General features: G+C 46.2%; 11 protein-coding genes. 5 read left to right on the top strand and 6 right to left on the bottom strand.

Annotation, left to right across the window (positions count from 1 at the left end; genetic code table 11):
* Positions 1-41 precede the first annotated feature (41 nt).
* The 4 genes from BLU80_RS17005 (at position 42) to BLU80_RS17020 (ending at position 2,667) form a co-directional block, all read left to right on the top strand.
* On the top strand, positions 42-314 hold the full coding sequence (locus BLU80_RS17005; protein WP_091400872.1) for a hypothetical protein: 273 nt from the start codon (positions 42-44) through the stop codon (positions 312-314).
* Positions 315-344: 30 nt separating this feature from the next.
* Entirely contained in the window at positions 345-1,133 is a 789-nt protein-coding gene (locus BLU80_RS17010) for a PD-(D/E)XK nuclease family transposase (RefSeq protein WP_091400874.1), read from the top strand.
* Positions 1,134-1,216: 83 nt separating this feature from the next.
* Positions 1,217-1,471 carry a hypothetical protein gene (locus BLU80_RS17015; protein WP_091400876.1) on the top strand — a complete coding sequence of 85 codons (255 nt, stop codon included), beginning with the start codon at positions 1,217-1,219 and terminating at the stop codon, positions 1,469-1,471.
* 551 nt (positions 1,472-2,022) lie between these two features.
* Complete coding sequence (locus BLU80_RS17020; protein WP_091400877.1) at positions 2,023-2,667, top strand: hypothetical protein; 645 nt, start codon at positions 2,023-2,025, stop codon at positions 2,665-2,667.
* A gap of 209 nt (positions 2,668-2,876) precedes the next feature.
* Here the strand turns inward: BLU80_RS17020 and BLU80_RS17025 are convergent, their stop codons facing one another.
* Together BLU80_RS17025 and BLU80_RS17030 are read right to left on the bottom strand one after the other, a co-directional pair.
* Positions 2,877-5,513 carry a bifunctional UDP-N-acetylmuramoyl-tripeptide:D-alanyl-D-alanine ligase/alanine racemase gene (locus BLU80_RS17025; RefSeq protein ID WP_091400879.1) on the bottom strand — a complete coding sequence of 879 codons (2,637 nt, stop codon included), beginning with the start codon at positions 5,511-5,513 and terminating at the stop codon, positions 2,877-2,879.
* A gap of 87 nt (positions 5,514-5,600) precedes the next feature.
* Entirely contained in the window at positions 5,601-12,005 is a 6,405-nt protein-coding gene (locus tag BLU80_RS17030) for an alpha-2-macroglobulin family protein (RefSeq protein ID WP_091400880.1), read from the bottom strand.
* Positions 12,006-12,351: 346 nt separating this feature from the next.
* Here BLU80_RS17030 and BLU80_RS17040 point away from each other — a divergent pair, with 346 nt between their 5' ends.
* Complete coding sequence (locus BLU80_RS17040; protein WP_091400884.1) at positions 12,352-12,954, top strand: porin family protein; 603 nt, start codon at positions 12,352-12,354, stop codon at positions 12,952-12,954.
* Between the two features lie 71 nt (positions 12,955-13,025).
* Here BLU80_RS17040 and BLU80_RS17045 read toward each other — a convergent pair whose 3' ends face one another.
* The 4 genes from BLU80_RS17045 to recJ form a co-directional block, all read right to left on the bottom strand.
* Positions 13,026-13,487 (bottom strand): hypothetical protein, encoded by a 462-nt coding sequence (locus BLU80_RS17045; RefSeq protein ID WP_091400885.1) that lies wholly within the window; start codon positions 13,485-13,487, stop codon positions 13,026-13,028.
* A 200-nt stretch (positions 13,488-13,687) separates the two neighbouring features.
* A complete protein-coding gene (locus tag BLU80_RS17050; RefSeq protein ID WP_091400887.1) occupies positions 13,688-14,146 on the bottom strand; it encodes a hypothetical protein in 459 nt (152 codons plus the stop codon).
* An 87-nt stretch (positions 14,147-14,233) separates the two neighbouring features.
* Positions 14,234-15,496 (bottom strand): adenylosuccinate synthase, encoded by a 1,263-nt coding sequence (locus tag BLU80_RS17055; protein ID WP_091400889.1) that lies wholly within the window; start codon positions 15,494-15,496, stop codon positions 14,234-14,236.
* A gap of 101 nt (positions 15,497-15,597) precedes the next feature.
* Positions 15,598-17,307 (bottom strand): single-stranded-DNA-specific exonuclease RecJ, encoded by a 1,710-nt coding sequence (gene recJ, locus BLU80_RS17060; protein ID WP_091400891.1) that lies wholly within the window; start codon positions 17,305-17,307, stop codon positions 15,598-15,600.
* Positions 17,308-17,455 lie beyond the last annotated feature (148 nt).

Below are 17,455 nucleotides of genomic sequence, written 5' to 3' on the forward strand. Positions count from 1 at the left end.
ACTAAAGCAGTATATTAGTATTTGGACAAATTTCCTGAATAATGGAACACCTCCCTTTTTCAAATTTGCAGGCTAAATCCAAGCCATATGAGATGTTTGTGGACCGGTGGGGCAACCTGACCAGCCACGAAGTGGCGGAAAGCAGGGAAAGTTGGCAACCTGGTAAGCAAAAAGGAGCCCAGCTTTTTAGCCCTGATCAGTCCTTAGCGAACGGGAAGCCTGTAAACCTCAAGAAAGATCTTATTTTCAAATTACTAATGGGTAATCCGCGGTATAAAGATGAAGTTGTCATACCCTTTCACAAGGCCTTTTAGGGACATCATATAAACTTTACCGATTTAAGGATGCTAAGCACCCCGTTAACGCCAAGTACATTTGACGCCAGAAGTATCCATCCGGATGTTGTCTGGCAAGATCCTAAAACCGGATCCGTATTCCTGACAGAAATGCAAAGACAGCGCCAGCAGTTTTACAGCCAGCGGATTTCATTATATGACGCTAAAGCCAGAACGGCACTTGCCGTTCCCGGCAGTAAATGGGATTTCGACCAGGTGGCCATCTTTGTGCTTGGCATTGCAGATTTTCAATTACACAAGCAGGGACCGGAGGATTTTTTACATGAATACGCTACCGTTAATTTAGCTGATCCCAGCGATTTACTGACGGGTAAAGACTTCAAAATGCTACTGGATTTGAAAAAGGCAAAAAAATTAAGGCCGGATACTTTATCTGAACGTTATAAATGGACCTTTTTATTGAATAACTTTCACGAATTGGACAAAATGCCAGATTTCATGAAAGAGGGATATTTTGAAAATGTTATTGAAATTGCCGAACAATTAAATAGAAGTAAAATGGAAGAATTAATGGACTTTTTTACAGAACTCCACAATGGAGACCGGGAACAAAGAGCCAGAGACAAAGGAAGGTCTGAAGGAAGAGTTGAAGGGAGAGCCGAAGGAAGAGCTGAAGGTAAGGTCGAAGGGAAAGCTGAAGGGAAAGTCGAAGGGGAACTTACAGCAATTAAAAATTTTATCAAAAATTTTCCTACGGATTTTGAGAAATCTGCCGCTTCAATAGCCGCCATATTTGGGGTTGAAGAAGACATTGTTAAACCGCTGATATCCGCTTAACCCGGAAAAAGACAATCATCAGCTTGGGTTTAAGGTTATATAGAAAAAATTATATAATCAGGAACCTGTTAAATACAGACACAATGGAAGAATTAATGGACTTTCTCACAGAGCTCCACAATGAAGATCGGGAAAAAATGGCCAGAGCAATAGGAAGAGCTGAGGGAAGAGCTGAAGCAAGAGCCGAAGCAAGAGCTGAGGGAAGAGCTGAAGGGATGCTTATAGCTATTAAAAATTTTATTGAACATTGTCCAAAAGAGTTTAAACAATCTGCCGCTTCAATAGCCGCCATATTTGAGGTTGAAGAAGACATTGTTAAACCGCTGTTATCCGCTTAGCCCTGAAAAAGGCAACTATCAGTTTGCATTTAGCTCTATAAAGCAAAGCATAAAGTGAAGCGGCAAGGTGAGAGTCTTAGCTGCATCTCATAGCCATGCTATGGCGGCGGTAGCCGTGGTTGACCATGTCTCTTATTTTCTAAATGGCTATTTCGCATTCCGGAAATGAATCATCTGATCCAAAATGCGACTCCTGGTATTTGAGCGTTATGGCTGAGGGAACCTGGTTCCTACTCAGCCATAACGCTTATTTTTTTGTAGCCTCCTGGGTGAAATATATTTACAAGAGGCAGGGACGCGCAATGTAAAAGATAGATTTTAGCCCATACAAAAAACACAATTTACTATTTTACAAATGATTACATATTAATCATTTCAAAACACGTAAACTGTACCTTTCACAAATGGGTAAAAATGATAGGTCGATATAGCTATAAATCAGACAGTAATCCACATCCTGTGCGAAACCTCTTGCTCTATTTTTTCAAAATTGAATTAATTTCACGGGAGTACAGTTTTGTTTCACCATCATTCACCTAAAACCTGGCATCATGGAAACAAATGCACATAAGGAGCAGCCTACAGATTTTAAGGAGTCCAAAGAAGCTGCCAAAAAATTCCTGGCAGAAGGGATTGGCCCCTTAATTAAAAAAGTATTTTTCCAGCCTTTGGAACTGAACCAGGAATTTAAACAATCTGACCCTCAGGTAAAATCTGTTGTGCTGATTCTTTTAGCCGGTATATTATATACGTTTTTGCCCTATTTGATGGTCGGCGCCGCCAGAAGATTTTTAGGCTTCCGCTTCTTTGTTCAAATCGGCATTGCCGTTATGATAGGTCTTATATTTATCGGGCTGTTAACCTGGTGCATTAAAAAGATTCATCATAAGCAGACAGATTTCCAAAATGAGCTTTTTACGGGAGCGCTATGCGCATTGCCTCTTTTGGTATTATTGATTGTCATCAGTATTCTAAACCTGTTTTTCTCCGGCTATAACTTTATGGGCGGATTTGGGTCTTTCTTTTCAGGCAGCTGGTCTTCCATTGTCAGCATTTACGCATTTTTCCTGATGATTACCATCGTATTTCAGAGTCTGCGCAGTGTTTACATCAGAGCCAATACCGCCTGGTATTTATCTCCGGCTATTGTGATGCTGGGTATGTATATGGCCATCAAAATTGTTCAATGGATTTAAAAATATTTGCGCTCACCTTTAAAATAAAGGCATAGCCCTCACAACTTTTTTATTTTTTATTTTTTGTTTTTAGCTTCCGGTTTATATTCGAATAATTCTTACCATTGGAATTTAAATCCACTGCCCGGTTACCTCTAATAATATCAGATCAGAGGCCTGACCGGGCAGTTTTAATGCAGGCCGGAATTAGCAGCTTCTTTTAACGGTGGCTAATCTTCCACATAAATTCTATTGATCCGCTGCCCGATGGAGGTAAAGATTTCGTAGCTACTGGTGCCGCTGGCGGCAGCCATCTGTTGAACGGGCAGTTCAGGGCCAAAGATCTCCACTTCATCGCCTTCCATGGCTGTGGGCACCGCATTAATATTAATCATGGTCATATCCATACAGACATTGCCGATAACAGGACAGATTTTACCGTGCAGCAATACCTTTCCCCGGCCGTTGCTGAGCATCCTGGAAAATCCGTCTGCATAACCAATTCTGATGGTAGCGGTTCTGGTCGGCACCGCTACCTTTCCCATTCTATTATAGCCCACCGTCTGGCCGGGTGCAATTTCTTTAATCTGTGCAATGGTTGCTTTTAAGGTTGCTACTGTTCTGATAGGCAGAGACTCACTGGTGGTATTAATACCATACAAGCCAATACCCAGCCTTACCATATCCAACTGATACTCAGGAAAACGGGCAATCGCTGCCGTATTGGCGATATGACGGATAAACCCGTAGCCTAATTTATTTTCCAAAATAGCACACCCCTGCAATAATAGCTTTGCCTGCTGGTGGGTAAACTGATCATCCCCGTCATCCTCACTGCTGGTAAAATGACTGAAGGCGGATTTCACGTATACGGTCTTTTGACGGCTTAATAAATCCCCCAGCGCATCCACTTCATCCGGATCAAAACCTAAGCGGTGCATCCCGGTATCCAGTTTTATATGAACCGGATATTGACTTAAACCTTGGGCACTTAAAAAGGCCATAAATTCCTTTAATATTCTAAAGGAATAAATCTCCGGCTCTAACTGGTGGGCCACCAATGTTTCAAAAGCATATTGATCCACATTCATCACCATCACCGGTGTGGTGATCCCGCCGTTTCTAAGCACGACCCCTTCATCTGCATAGGCGACTGTCAGATAATCTATATGATGGTATTGTAATACGCTGGCCATTTCCAACAGGCCGCTGCCATAGGCAAAAGCCTTCACCATGGCCATCATTTTCACGCCCGGCTGTAACAGGGAGCGGTACATCTTCTGGTTGTGTACGATGGCGGTCAAATTGATTTCAAGTCTGGTCTGATGTACTTTTTCCTGCAACAGATAGAAAATCTCTTCAAACTGAAAACTTCTGGCGCCTTTCAGCAGTATGGCCTCGTCCTTAAACTGACCCGGCTGAAAAGTCCTGGTTAAGGCCTCGGTACTGTCATATTGCTCTAATACCGGCACCTTAAGTAAAGCAGCATAGCGTTTCCATTGGGCGCCCACGGTGATGACCCGGTTTACTTTTTTATTGAGGATTAAATCAGCCATTTGCCGATAAGCAGTAGGCGCATCCGTCTGATTTAATCCTGGGATATCGGAAAGGATCAGCGTTTTTGACGGCAGTTGCTGATTTAACAGATCCAGGGCAACCTGTAATGACCTTTGATCCAGACTATAGCTGTCATTGATAACAGAGCACCGGTTTATAGCGGGAAGCACCTGAAGGCGCATATCAATGGCCGGCAGCCCCTGTACCTTTGAAATAAAACCCGCCGTGCTCAGCCCTAAATAAAGACAAACGGCTAGACAGGTGCCGGCGTTTTGCAAGGCAGCGGCATCCGTAAAAGGTATCTCGAACTGCATCTGGCGGATATCGGCCTGCTGCCCCTGGCCGGAAGCATCTGACCAAGTGGCCTCCGCCTGGTAAACAGCGCTTATGATGGTGGTATGTCTTTTTTCATCCACTTTGATTTGCGTGAGCCTGATATCCGCATTTTCATCTGCCCCGATTCTGACCAGCCGCACTTGCGGCTGATTAGCAGTCTTGCTAAAAGTTAATCTAACCTCTTTTTCAATCCAGTTATCCTCGGCATGGTAAAACAGGATTTTACTCTGCTTAAAAAGCAATAGTTTTTCCCGGAGCTTTTGCAGCTTACTGTCAAAGCCGCTGTCATGCGCATCGCCGATACCGGTTAAGATACCGATCTCAGGCAGGATAATGGATTGTAATTTATCCATTTCACCTACGGTTGAGATGCCGGCTTCAAATATTCCCAGGTTATCCGCATCCGTCATCTCCCAGACACTCAAGGGAACACCGATCTGAGAATTAAAACTTCTGGGACTGCGGACAACCTTATAGTTACTTTCTAGTAAGTAATTCAGCCATTCCTTGACGATCGTTTTGCCATTACTGCCTGTAATACCGATGACCGGATACCGAAACTGCTGACGGTGCCAGCTGACCAGGTATTGCAAAGCCTCCAGCGTATCAGGTACAAAAATCAGATTAGCCTGCTGTAGCGCCTCCCAGTCAAAGGCGCTTACAGAAGCACTTTCCCCTTCAACGAGTGACAGCGCAGCTATGTTTAACACAAAATTTCTGATACCCGCTTCATAAGCCTGCAGGGCATAGTCCAGCCCGTCCCTGTTACTCGTTTTCAGCGCAAAGAAAAGAGAGCTGCCGGCAAAACTTATTTTGCGGCTATCCACTGTCAGATGCTCGATCATATCATTTTCTCTGAGTATCCGGCTGTGGCCTTTCAGCGTTACTTCCGGGGACAGCGCCTGCAGGCGGGCAACGTCCGCTTTATCAGAAAAGTCAAGGACCGCCGCAATATCTTTAATAGAATATCCCATTGTTTAATTTATGACCAAATATCCAAATTTTACGGCATCCATTATCAGTTTTAACGATATATAACACAACAACACCTAAAACAGATTTTACCTGTCTGTTTGCTTCACTTCTAACTGCACCCCCTCGGTATGGGTGGCGAACTCAGGCGCATAAAATGATTCGATAAGGGCCGTTCCTGCAGCAAAACTCCCTGCATGACTGATATGAACCGGATATTCGATCACATGCGTCCCTTTACTGAGATGATCAAAATACAGATCGGTAGTCAGATCGCTGATGGCCTGATAAAAGCTAATCCCATCCTGATACTGGTAACCGCTGATATTCTGATCCGGCTGCACACCTGCTGCACGCATTTCTCTTAGATGTATATAATCCATATCCCGGTCCGTCTGAATGATTAATCTGGAAACCAGCTTATCTCCTACCTGAAGCCTATCCGTAGTTTTAACGGCCACGAGCTGTTTTCCGTTACTGGTATTGATTTCCCGGTATAAGGCCTTTTCAAGGGCAATACCGGTCTTATTCTCGGCGGCAGATACGTCCTTAATCGCACTCAGATACTGCCAGTAAAGTCCTCCATAAACCGGCACACCGCTTTTCTCTCCCATCCCCTTTATCTGAAGGGTCAGATTACCCATGTCCGGTGTTATCTGCTTAGCAGATACCTCATAGCGCATATATCCTGTTGCGGGCTCTGCTTTCAGATCCAGCTTTTTAGATCCCAACTGCACTTCCACCGTCCTTTTACTGTCCAGATTGCCAGGGGCAGCGGCTATCATCGCCAGGCATGCGTCTACGGTTGTCTGCAAAGCGGGCCAACGGTTCACCTGCTTCTGACTGATCATATAACGCTGCATACCGGGTAAATAATCTTTAAACTCAGGATGCTTACCATAGCCCTCAGGGCTGTCCTTTACTTCGCTGATAAGCCGGATGGCCATCGCCACAGACTGCAAGGGATTTTCATACCAGTTATAATAGCTGACAGGCTGCTTCCAGTAACGTCCCAAATCAGGACTCGTCACCGTGCTGTTCATGGCGCTGCTTAAAAGAGAATCTAAGGCAAATCCCCTGTCTCCCGTTCTATACTGCGTTGCGGCCATCAGCAACTTCAGATAAACGGATTTGTCTTCCCAGTGGTGTTTTTCAGCAGCTAAAAACTGGAGCTCAGGGCGTTCCAATGCCGCCTTATTATCCTGGCTGCCACCCAGACTCAGCGCATATAAATACTGAATTTCCATACCGGTGACCGGATAAACCGTATCTAAGTTATCCAACGCCTCTTTATGACTGCTCCGTCTTATTTTCTCTTCCCTTAACCAGTCTTCCCACTGCTGGTAACGCATCTGATAATAAGCGGCTAAATAGCGGGTCGCGTTTTGTTCGATGACCTGCAAAGGAAGCGCCAGGGACTGGTCTTTTATCTTGCCACCGGTCAGCTCCTTGATACCCAGCAAGACCCGCTGCGTAGTCAACACATTTGACTTACCGCCGGAGAACCAGGCAAAACCGCCGTCAGGTTGCTGTAGTCCCAACAAACGATTCACAAGCGCACGCTGGAGGGAATCCTCTTTTTTATCCTCGAAGAAACGAACCAGCGCAGCCCTTTGCTGTGACTCTCCTTTGGCTTCCAGCACCCAGGGGGTCTGTTCTAATAAAACAGATTTCAGATCCGGGTTTTTGTCCAGCTGACTGCTCAGGGCGTTATTATTTTTATCCGTCAGGGTATCAGATGCCCAGCCTTTAATGACCTCCTTAATCCTGGGATAGGTTTTCATCACATATTGACCCATCGCCTCTGCATATAGCCCGCCCATCAGATCTTCAGCACCTGCATGTTCCGTAACGCGTAACTCAGGAAGGGCCAGTACCACTTGCCAGATAGGATTTGTAGTGAGTTCAAAAACCAGTTTTTGATTGTCTTTGTGAGCCCCTTCTTTCAGCAGTTTTTCCAGTGTAAAATGCCGGGTGCCGTCACTATCCATATATACAGGCAGGGTTTCCGTTAACTGTATTTTATTCGTGATAACAGGTATCAGGTTCTTTTCCGCATCACTGTACTGTCCGCCGCTGGCTTTAACCGTAAGCGCTGCAGGGCCCGTAAAATCCTCAGGGGTATGCAACTCAAAATATACCATTTGATTACTGCCAGCGTTCACGCTCACCTGCCGGCTGGTGGCAGCATTTCCCAGGACCCAGTTCAGCGCCTTTCCGGTAGCCGGATCCGTCAGTTCTATGGTAACCTCCGTATTGATCTTCTGCCCGGAGAGATTGACAACTTTAACCGGTAAGGTCCACTGATCGCCGTTTCTGACAAACCTGGGCAGGTTAGGGCTCACCATCAGGGTTTTCTGAGAGACGATCATTCTAACGTCCTGAACCACGTTCAGCTCCTTATCATAGGCCAGGTTCATCCATTTCCAGGTGGTGAGCGCATCCGGCATCTGAAAGGTAAGGTTATAATTTCCCTTTGCATCACTATGGATATGCGGGAAGAAAAAAGCCGTCTCCCTAAAATCACTGCGAACCGGCTGTGTGGCCTGGGGGCCTTCCACCACGATGTTAACGCCCGCGGTGAGATTTTCTATTTTCTCTTTGATATAACCCGCCACCACGCCGCTTAAGGCCTTCGATTCAGGAGCCGCCATGTCTGCAAACTGGCTATCCGCGCTGCCTGTAACCTTCACGCCCGCCATGGTGCTTATACCACGGATCATTATTCTTCTGCCCGAATTATTTAGCTGGCTGAACCAGTCTTTTATGGCCAGATAACCGTAAGATTTACCAGAGCTGTAACCTGGAATATACGCCCGATAGGCCCTTGGGTAGCTATTGCCAAAGCTATTGCCGGACTGCCAGTTGGCCGCTGCCAACCGGCCACTGCCCCCCTTGGCGGGCAGCCTCCAGGAGTGAGACGAGAACTGATCCAAAGAAGCGTCATACATGGCGCTTAGCAGTTCCATCTGGTTTTGCGGCTGGGTGCCCTTATTTATACGAATCGTCCAGTGCTCCTCACTGCCCGGCTCTGTTTTATCGCGGTAGCTTTCATAAACGATGACAGGTTGTGTGGTGGTATCTTTCAGCTGCACCGTCATTTTTCCGCTATAGGTTCTGTTGTCTCTGATAAAACTATAGTCCAGCTGCTGTCCGTAAACATCTTTACTCGTCAGCCTGACGGGCAGCTCCATAAGCGGTCCTTTCAACAGGCTGTCGCCTACATATACATCAGCCATGGAAGCGTCCTCAGCCTGCATCCGGGAAACCGTATACACAAAATACTGATCCTTTACGGAGCTGGCTATTTGTAAGCCTGTTTTCTCTCCGGGCAGTACACGGACAGCACCGGACGCTGACCAGTTATAGGCAGGCGCTATCAGGGGATCCGAACCGTTAAACAGATAAATATACTGCTGATCTCTGATCACAAAACCGTTATTTCCCGGAGCCTCCGCCGTCAGTTCATACCACCCCGGTTCAAAACGTTGATGAATGGCCACTTTAGCATCCCTGGTCGTGGTCACCTGGCGTGTATACACCACTTGCGCTCTTTTCCAGTTCGCTTTATCATTTTCCTGCAGGTAGGGATCATGGGCGAACAACCGAACAAAGGTCGCGCTGTCCATAACAGACAGATCCGGTGCCTGCCAGGTGCGTTCCCGGAGCAACCGCTGAGGCGCTTTTAAACGGGTCAGCGTCAGCTTTACTTTTTGAGCAGTAAACTGCCCGCCTGCCGTGCGGGTAGCCAGGCCTATGGTGTCCAAAAGACTGCCGGAGCCGTCCCCGCTCCAATTTTCAGCGACCTGCAGTTCCATATTAAAAGGCTGGGAACCAATTGTCAGCTGCTGTTTTGCGGTCCGGGTCTCTCCGCTGGGGTCCGTACTGGTGACGTCGATGTCAAAACGGTAGTCAGGCAGGTACTTAAGCCAGGAGGCCTCGCCTTTGACGGCCTTGAATCTAAAACTAAAATTCCCTTTTTCATCGGTGGTTACCTGACCATGGCTAATAACGTCTGCATGAGCCGACGGAAGATAACCGTACCATCTGTATGGAAAATATACACTGCGCGTGACTGCAATTTCTACCTTTGCCTGGGTGATCGGATAGCCGCTATAGGCCATCACCTGCCCCTGAATGGTCACGCTGTCGCCAATGGCCATGCTGTCGCCAATGGCCATGGCGGCTTTTAAAGTATCCAGCTGCACAAAATAGGTGGGTCTTTTATAGTCTTCTACCCGGAAGCTTTGTTCTCCGCCCAGATCATCACAGAAAATAGAATACGTGCCTGGTAAATGTCCGGACGGCAGAGTAAAAGCTGCGTCAAAAGCGCCAAAATCGTTTAAGTGCAAACGAAGCGAATCAATCGTTTCTCCATTCGCATCATTTAGATATACAAGATGCTCTTTTTTATCCGTCCATAACTTTCTGCCCCTTGCATCCTGGTAAATAAAAGTGGCCACTGCTTTAAATTGCACCTGCTGACCGGGCCTGTATATACTGCGGTCCAGATAAAAAATAAGGTCCTTTTGTCCTTCTATATCCAGGCCGTTTTCATCCTGCTCATAAGACACGTCATGATAGGGCTCAAATACACTCAACACATCCTTAAGTGTATCGCCGGCCAAAGTAGCGCGTAAGGCAAGATTGTGATAATCCTGAGGGTAGCTGACATGCCCCTTATTGTCCGCAGTAAGCGTCGTATCCAGTATATTCGTATACCCGTGACCGTTCCAGCTTCTTTGAAAGAGGCTCAGTTGAACAAGAGGGAGCGGCGCTCCTGTTTTCCTGTCCAGAAAAAACTGATCGCTACCGTGGATGATATAAGCCAGGCTGGTTACACCAAAATCAATGGCTGCCAGACCGCTGTCCAGCTTAAAATCCGGGCTTCTGCTGGTCAGTAATATATAATAGCCCTTTTCCAGTTGCGGCAGCATGATCTCCGTTGCGTGCGTCTGATAATCTCCCGTATTAGGTAAGCGCTGGGTAAAGGTTTTTACCGGTGTCTGGGAGATCAGCTGCCGCCAGAGACTGTCCGTGTAATTCAGGTTGTCCTGCCAGGCGGGGACACGCAAAATCCTACCATACAGCTTTTGCGTATTTCTAAACTCCAGACGGGCCAGCATCGGCTCTCCCGGTATATTATAGGCTGCAACCTGCAGCTTATAATCCGGTTGCAGGATTTGATTTTTCAAATTGAGCAGCATGGCTGCGCCCTCACTTACCTGATATTTATTTTTGGAGTCTGTGGCCGCCGCCACCGCCTTATTTAACGGCCCCTGAAAACTGTTGATTATTTGCAGGGCTTTTACCCTGTCATACCGGTGGGTCGTATCGGTATTCAAGCCCCTGGAAGGGTCATATGCTGCGGCGCTGTTTTGATAAGTTGCGGCCAGCAGGTAACCCCCAAATAAACTGGCGTCGGTTCCTTGATACAGATCAATGGCTTTTTTAAGGGCATCCCTGTAAAGTGTCTCTTTTAAAGGATTCATGCCATCTGGCGCCCCGGTCCCCTTTGTTAAATGACCGGGGATAAAAGTTGCCGGAGCGTTTTCATAGACCCACTGTAAACGTTGCATGTCCAGATCACCAAGGGTGGCCCTAGCCGTATGGCCTCCTGTGGCTGACAGATGAAAACGCAGCAGTTGCTGATAAAGCTGAACAGACAGCCATTTAGGATGTAATGAATCACCCGGGTCCGGTAAAACGAAACGGGCATTTACGAAACTGTCCCTTGCTGAGAGCAGCATAGGATCATCTAACACAAAAGACTGCTCTGAGGAACCTGGTGTTATCTGATAACTGTTCCACAGATCCAGCGCATCTGACACGATCAGATCATACAAGGTAGGGCGTAAAAACCCTGGGGTACTTGGAGTAACCAGTGCATTATAATCCTTATTGGGAGTGTTTTGAAGAACTTTAGCAGGAGCCAGTGCCTTTTGATATAATGCATGAATCTGTCCGTAAAAATCCGCCTTGGTCCAGCTATCCATATGGGTCTCATCCCGCGCGCTATTCTGAATATCGGTTCTGCCGTCAATTTTATATTTATCCTTTTGGTAGATACTAAATAACAGACGCGCCTTGGTCACTAGTAATATACTGGTTTCATCCGGTTCTTTACTGCTGCCAATTAAAGAATCCAGATAGGGGATGCCCTCCGTTACAGCGCCGTCGGTAGACGACCTTTGATAGATTAACCTGAAGATGGCTGCTTTTAACAGATAATCCCTGCGCCCGTCCTTTCTGGCCACGGTGGCAAGACTGTCCAACAGATCCAGCGTTCTCTTACTATGATCCATCATGATTATACGCTGCAGCAGGTTCCAGCGCTCTTGCAGGGCGGAATCCTTACCCGTTGGCATGGAGCGGGCACTGCTCTGAAGGGTGCGAATGCCCGGAGCATTTATACTTTGTGCCTGCAGCACTGCACTCGGTAAGCCAATCGAGATGGCGAGTAAAATAAGAAGTTGACCGACTGTTTTTTTCATCTTATAGTTGGTTTAACGTATATAAAGGTAACTTTTCTTGGGAGATGCAAAAAAGTATGGGATTACATAAAAGGGTTCAAGCATAAAATTATTTATAATATATAAGAAAATTCAGGGTCACTGCTTTTCCATTTTTTTGCTGTACATCCAATTTAAATGATCCTGTCGGATGGTTCCAAGGGATACAAGGATCAGCGCTGAAAAAGCGGAAGATTTCTGCTGGCAGATAAAAAACCTGAGCGCAGCCTGTCGCTCGTAAAATTTTTATGCCTAAACTTGTATTCAATTTAGCTGTTTAATACAGCCACCGCTTTGTACCCAACAACTTTTAAATTAAAAACGCAAAATGAAACGCCTATTACTAACTGCCCTGCTGGCTACACTGCTGTCGGCCGGATATGCCCAACCTGCCAAAATCAGCTACGGCCTCCATGCCGGCTTAAATATGTCCAACCTGCATAGCGAAAATAGCGGCATCGTTTCCAAATACACCATAAAACCCGGCCTAAATGCAGGTATTGAAGTCTGGATACCTCTTTGCAGCCATTTCTCGTTACAACCAGGGCTCGACTATGCTCAAATGGGAGCCAGATATCAGGCCGGAGAAACTCCCAGGCTATCCTATAAGGAGAACTACCTTGCGCTACCCTTATTGGTAAATTACCAGGTGGCTAAGTCCGGGCTGGCGGTTTATCTGGGACCACAGGTGGCTTACCTGCTCAACGCCTCTTCAGAAAATAAAGAGGGCACCACTCTTAGCGTCGCCGGTTATGCTACCAAATATGATTTTTCGGGGATTGTCGGCTGCGGCTATTATTTACAAAACGGGCTGGGGTTATCTGCCAGGTATCAGAAGGGGCTGATCAATGTCGCCCAAAAGGCGTATTTAGGTTCAGACGGGTCCGTAAAAAATAACGGCTTCAGTATTTTGTTAGGATACAGGTTCTGATTCAATAAAGAACTGCCGGTTTAAAAACGACGATGGCCCATGGCCCGCTGTGTAATGATAAATCCCCGCAGCTATTGGTCTATTCTTGTATAAAAAGCGACGGACTGGCTGGAAGCGCTATCTCTATACCAGGTACTGATGGAGAGAGTATCCAGGGTTGTCTGCCTGTAATATAAAACTTTAGGATAGATGGCAGCCTGGGTAAGGTAGGCGGTATTCAGCGCAATGCTGTCATAGGCCTGCTTATGACCAAAGCCATTTACCCTGATCCCGTATCCTACCTTAAAGAAGCCCTTGTCTACCGTATCGCTTACCCTGATCAGGGCGTACGTGAAATTATCCGCAAAGATCAGGGTATCTAGTTCCAGCTGGCTGCCCTTAGGGTCCGTGAAATGACTGAGTGCCCATTTTCCATGAAGACCGCTAAAGGTATAGTAGTCAACTACCGGTCCGGGTGTATTTTTCTTGCTACAGGAACCAACCCCTATGCTGATTATGACAAAACCGAGTACAGACAGCGTAAAGTTTCTCATTATTTAATAAATTCTGGTGAACTGCTTATATAAACGCATAAAAGCCTGACAGGGCTACACCTATGGCTTGCGCCGGCTGCTTTTCAAACGGGCTGCTTTCACCAGCCCCGGCAGGCAGGCGTATTAAAATTAAAGAGCATTAAATTATATTCAATATATAACTTAATGCTCTTTTAATATTTTAAGGGAAACGGTCTTATCTAGAAGTCATCTTCTTCATCAAAATCGTCGTTAAACAGATCCAGATCACCGAAGTCGTCATCTTCAAATTTAAAGTCGTCATCCTCTTCCAGTTTGCCTTTTTTCTTTGGCCCTGTGGAGGATTTTTTACCGCTTTTAGACTTAGGAATGTCAAATTCCTCAAAGTCAGGATCCCAGTCATCATCCTCTGCTTTGTTCCAGTCGTCATCCGCTTCATCAAAATCATCCTCATCCTCATCCTCTTCTTCCTCGCTGGAAGCCTTTGAAGACTTTTTGGGCCCTGATTTCTTTTTACTTTTCTTTTCGTCCAGATCAAAAAAGTCCAGATCCTCGTCCAGATCATCATCCTCGTCCAGATCCTGGTCCTTTTTTGCTTTAGAGCCTTTGCTTTTAGAAGGTTCTTCTACTTTTTTAGCAGGCAGCTTTTTGTTAGCGCCCTTGTCAGATTTTGTTGCCATAATTCATCAAGATTTCTACCGTAAAATTTCAAACAGATTTCCAATCAAACAAATTTTTTTTCAATTATTTTTTCGGACCATTCATATCTACAGGGAAATAAGCTGGTCTCTGCCCGGACCATTGGATACATACTTGATAGGTGCACCCAGATACTCATTAATAAACCGGATATAAGCATCCATATCCTCCGGAAGGCCGGCTGCTTCTCTGATGGCTGAAGTATCTGTATTCCACCCCTTAAAGGTTTGGTATTCAGGAGTTAAAGGCAGCCTCTCCATTTGCAGAGGCACCTCTTTGGTGCTTTGTCCATCGATATTATAAGCGGTACATACATCCAGATGGTCAAATTTATCCAGTACATCGGCCTTGGTCATCACCACCTGGGTAACGCCGTTGATCATGCAGGCATATTTCAGTGCAACCAGGTCAATCCACCCGCAACGGCGTGGGCGGCCTGTAGTGGCCCCAAATTCACCGCCGATGGTTCTGAGCTGTTCGCCTGTTGCGTCATCCAGTTCAGTCGGGAACGGTCCGCTGCCTACTCGTGTACAATAGGATTTTGTCACGCCCAATACTTCCTTGATTTTCTGTGGTGCCACACCAAGCCCGGTACAGACACCCGCAGAAATGGTATTAGAGGAAGTAACATAAGGGTAGGTACCAAAATCGATATCCAGCATGGCGGCCTGCGCCCCTTCTGCCAGCACTCTTTTCCCTGCGCTTATGGCATCATTGACATAATACTCAGAGTTGATAATTTTAAATTCACGCAGTTTTTCAATGGCCTCAAAGAACTCATCTTCCCAACTGGAGATATCTTCCGTAAAATTGAAAGAATCCAGCAGTCTTTGATGCTTTAAGCGCAGCTTAATATACTGGGAAGTAAAATTTTTATTGAGCAGGTCGCCGACACGCAGTGCGTTACGACCCGTTTTATCCATATAAGCAGGTCCGATACCTTTTAAGGTAGAACCAATCTTGCCTTCCCCTTTTTGCAGTTCAGAGGCCTTATCCAGGGCTCTGTGGGTAGGCAGAATTAAATTGGTACGATGGGATAAGAACAGGTTTTTCTTTACATCAATGCCAAAGCTTTCAACAGTGGCACATTCTTTTTGCAAAATTACCGGATCCAGCACCACGCCGCCGCCAATGATATTTTGGGCGCCCTGATGAAAGATCCCGGATGGAATCTGATGCAATACGACTTTTTTGCCCTCTACATACAGCGTATGGCCTGCATTAGGCCCTCCCTGAAATCTGGCTACTATATCGTAATTCGGTGCAAAGTAATCAACTATCTTTCCTTTTCCTTCGTCGCCCCATTGCAGGCCGAGAATAACATCTACCATTATTTGTTTAAATTGATTAAAAAGCAAATGTAAGTCTGATATTTCAAAATCAGAATTTAATTTCTATAGAATTCTGCCCCGACACCACTAAAATCAGACTATCAACAGTTCGTTTTACCGGGGGCAAAATCAATGACATTCAGTTGCAGGGTTTTGCTGTTATTCCATCTGTTTTCATCTATTTTAAAGACAATATCGATGGTTTTGCTGTTTTCCAGCAACGCAAATTTATCTGCCAGCCCAAAACCGATACCCGTAAAATGATACCTTCCCTGCTGCAGTACAAAACGGATATGCTTCTCCTTGACAATTTTGGAATGCCCGGTGTTCTCCACCCCCCGGGCCACAAATACCGGTTCCTTGTTTTCCGGACCAAAGGGACGCATCTGCTGAAGGATATTATAAAAACTGAATTTTATATCCGAGAAATGAATGGTGGAGTCAATGAGAACTTCAGGGGTTAAATGCGCCTGTTGCAGACTGGCTGCCACCACCTGTTCAAAGGCCTCGGTAAAGCGGTCTACATGTTCGGGCAGCATGGTGAGCCCGGCCGCGGCAAAATGGCCGCCATAGCCCAGCAAATACTGTCTGCATGCATGAATCGCTTCATAGAGATTAAAGCCGGGCACGCTTCTGGCGCTCCCGCATACCACCGCATCAGAGCGTGTCAGCACAACCGTGGGCTTAAAATAGGTTTCAATCAGGCGGGAGGCTACAATACCCAGTACGCCTTTATGCCAGTGGGACTGATATAAAACCGTTGTTTTGCGTTGCGTCATGGCGGGCGTGGTAGCCAGCATTTCAAGCGCCTCCTGTGTAATCTGGCTATCCGCTTCTTTACGGTCCGAGTTATCTGCATGAAGCTGCTGGGCGATGGCTGCTGCTTTTTCACTGTCTTTTTCGGTAAAAAGCTCGACCGCCTTTCTGGCATCGTCCATCCGGCCGGCCGCATTGATCCTTGGGGCCACCATAAAAATCAGATTCTGCATGTTAATCTCCTCCACCTTCCGCTCAGTGAGGTCCAGTAAGGCCTTGATGCCTACAGATGGCTGCTCATTGACTCTTTTAAGGCCGTAATAGGCAAGAATTCTGTTTTCACCCGTCACGGGAACAATGTCGGCAGCGATGGCCGTTACCACCAGATCCAGATACTGCTCATAGCTCTCACAAGGAAGCTGTCTTTTTGCAGCGAGTGCCTGCATTAATTTATAACCCACTCCGCAACCGCAGAGTTCTTTATAGGGATAAGGACAGTCCGGTTGTTTGGGATTTAAAATAGCTGCTGCCGGCGGCAGCTCAAGATCCGGCAAATGATGATCGCAGACGATAAAATCAATCCCTAAAGAGGCTGCATAACCAATCAGTTCAGTGGCTTTGATGCCGCAGTCCAACGAGATGATGAGTTGAACACCTGCCGATTTGGCAAAATCTATCCCCGTTTTAGACACCCCGTACCCTTCTTTGTAGCGGTGCGGGATATAAAAGAGTACCTCCTGATGGATAGCGGATAAAAAACTATACATGCTGGCAACAGAAGTCGTTCCATCTACATCATAATCCCCGTATACCAGGATCTTTTCTCCTTTTTCAAGCGCTTGCTGGATACGACTGACGGCCTTATCCATATCCTTCATTAAAAAAGGGTCATGTAAATTTAATAAAGAGGGCCTGAAAAAAGCCTTTGCTTTTTCAAAGGTGGGATACCCCCTTTGAACGAGCAGTCTGCACAGTACAGGGCTGATTTTCAGCACCGCATGTAAGGCTCTCTCATGCATGGGATCCTCGGGTAATATTGTCCAGCGTTTATCCATAAAATTTTAGGGCAGGTAAGATACGTAAAGTTTATTTAATACGGCGGACCCGCTTGTATTTATTGTTGAATGGTTATCAGATCCACTGCTTTTAATGACCCGGCCTATCCGAGGGGATAGGCCGGCAATGCAGTTCATCAACGTTTTT

The organism is Arachidicoccus rhizosphaerae, from assembly GCF_900107765.1.
GTDB lineage: Bacteria > Bacteroidota > Bacteroidia > Chitinophagales > Chitinophagaceae > Arachidicoccus > Arachidicoccus rhizosphaerae.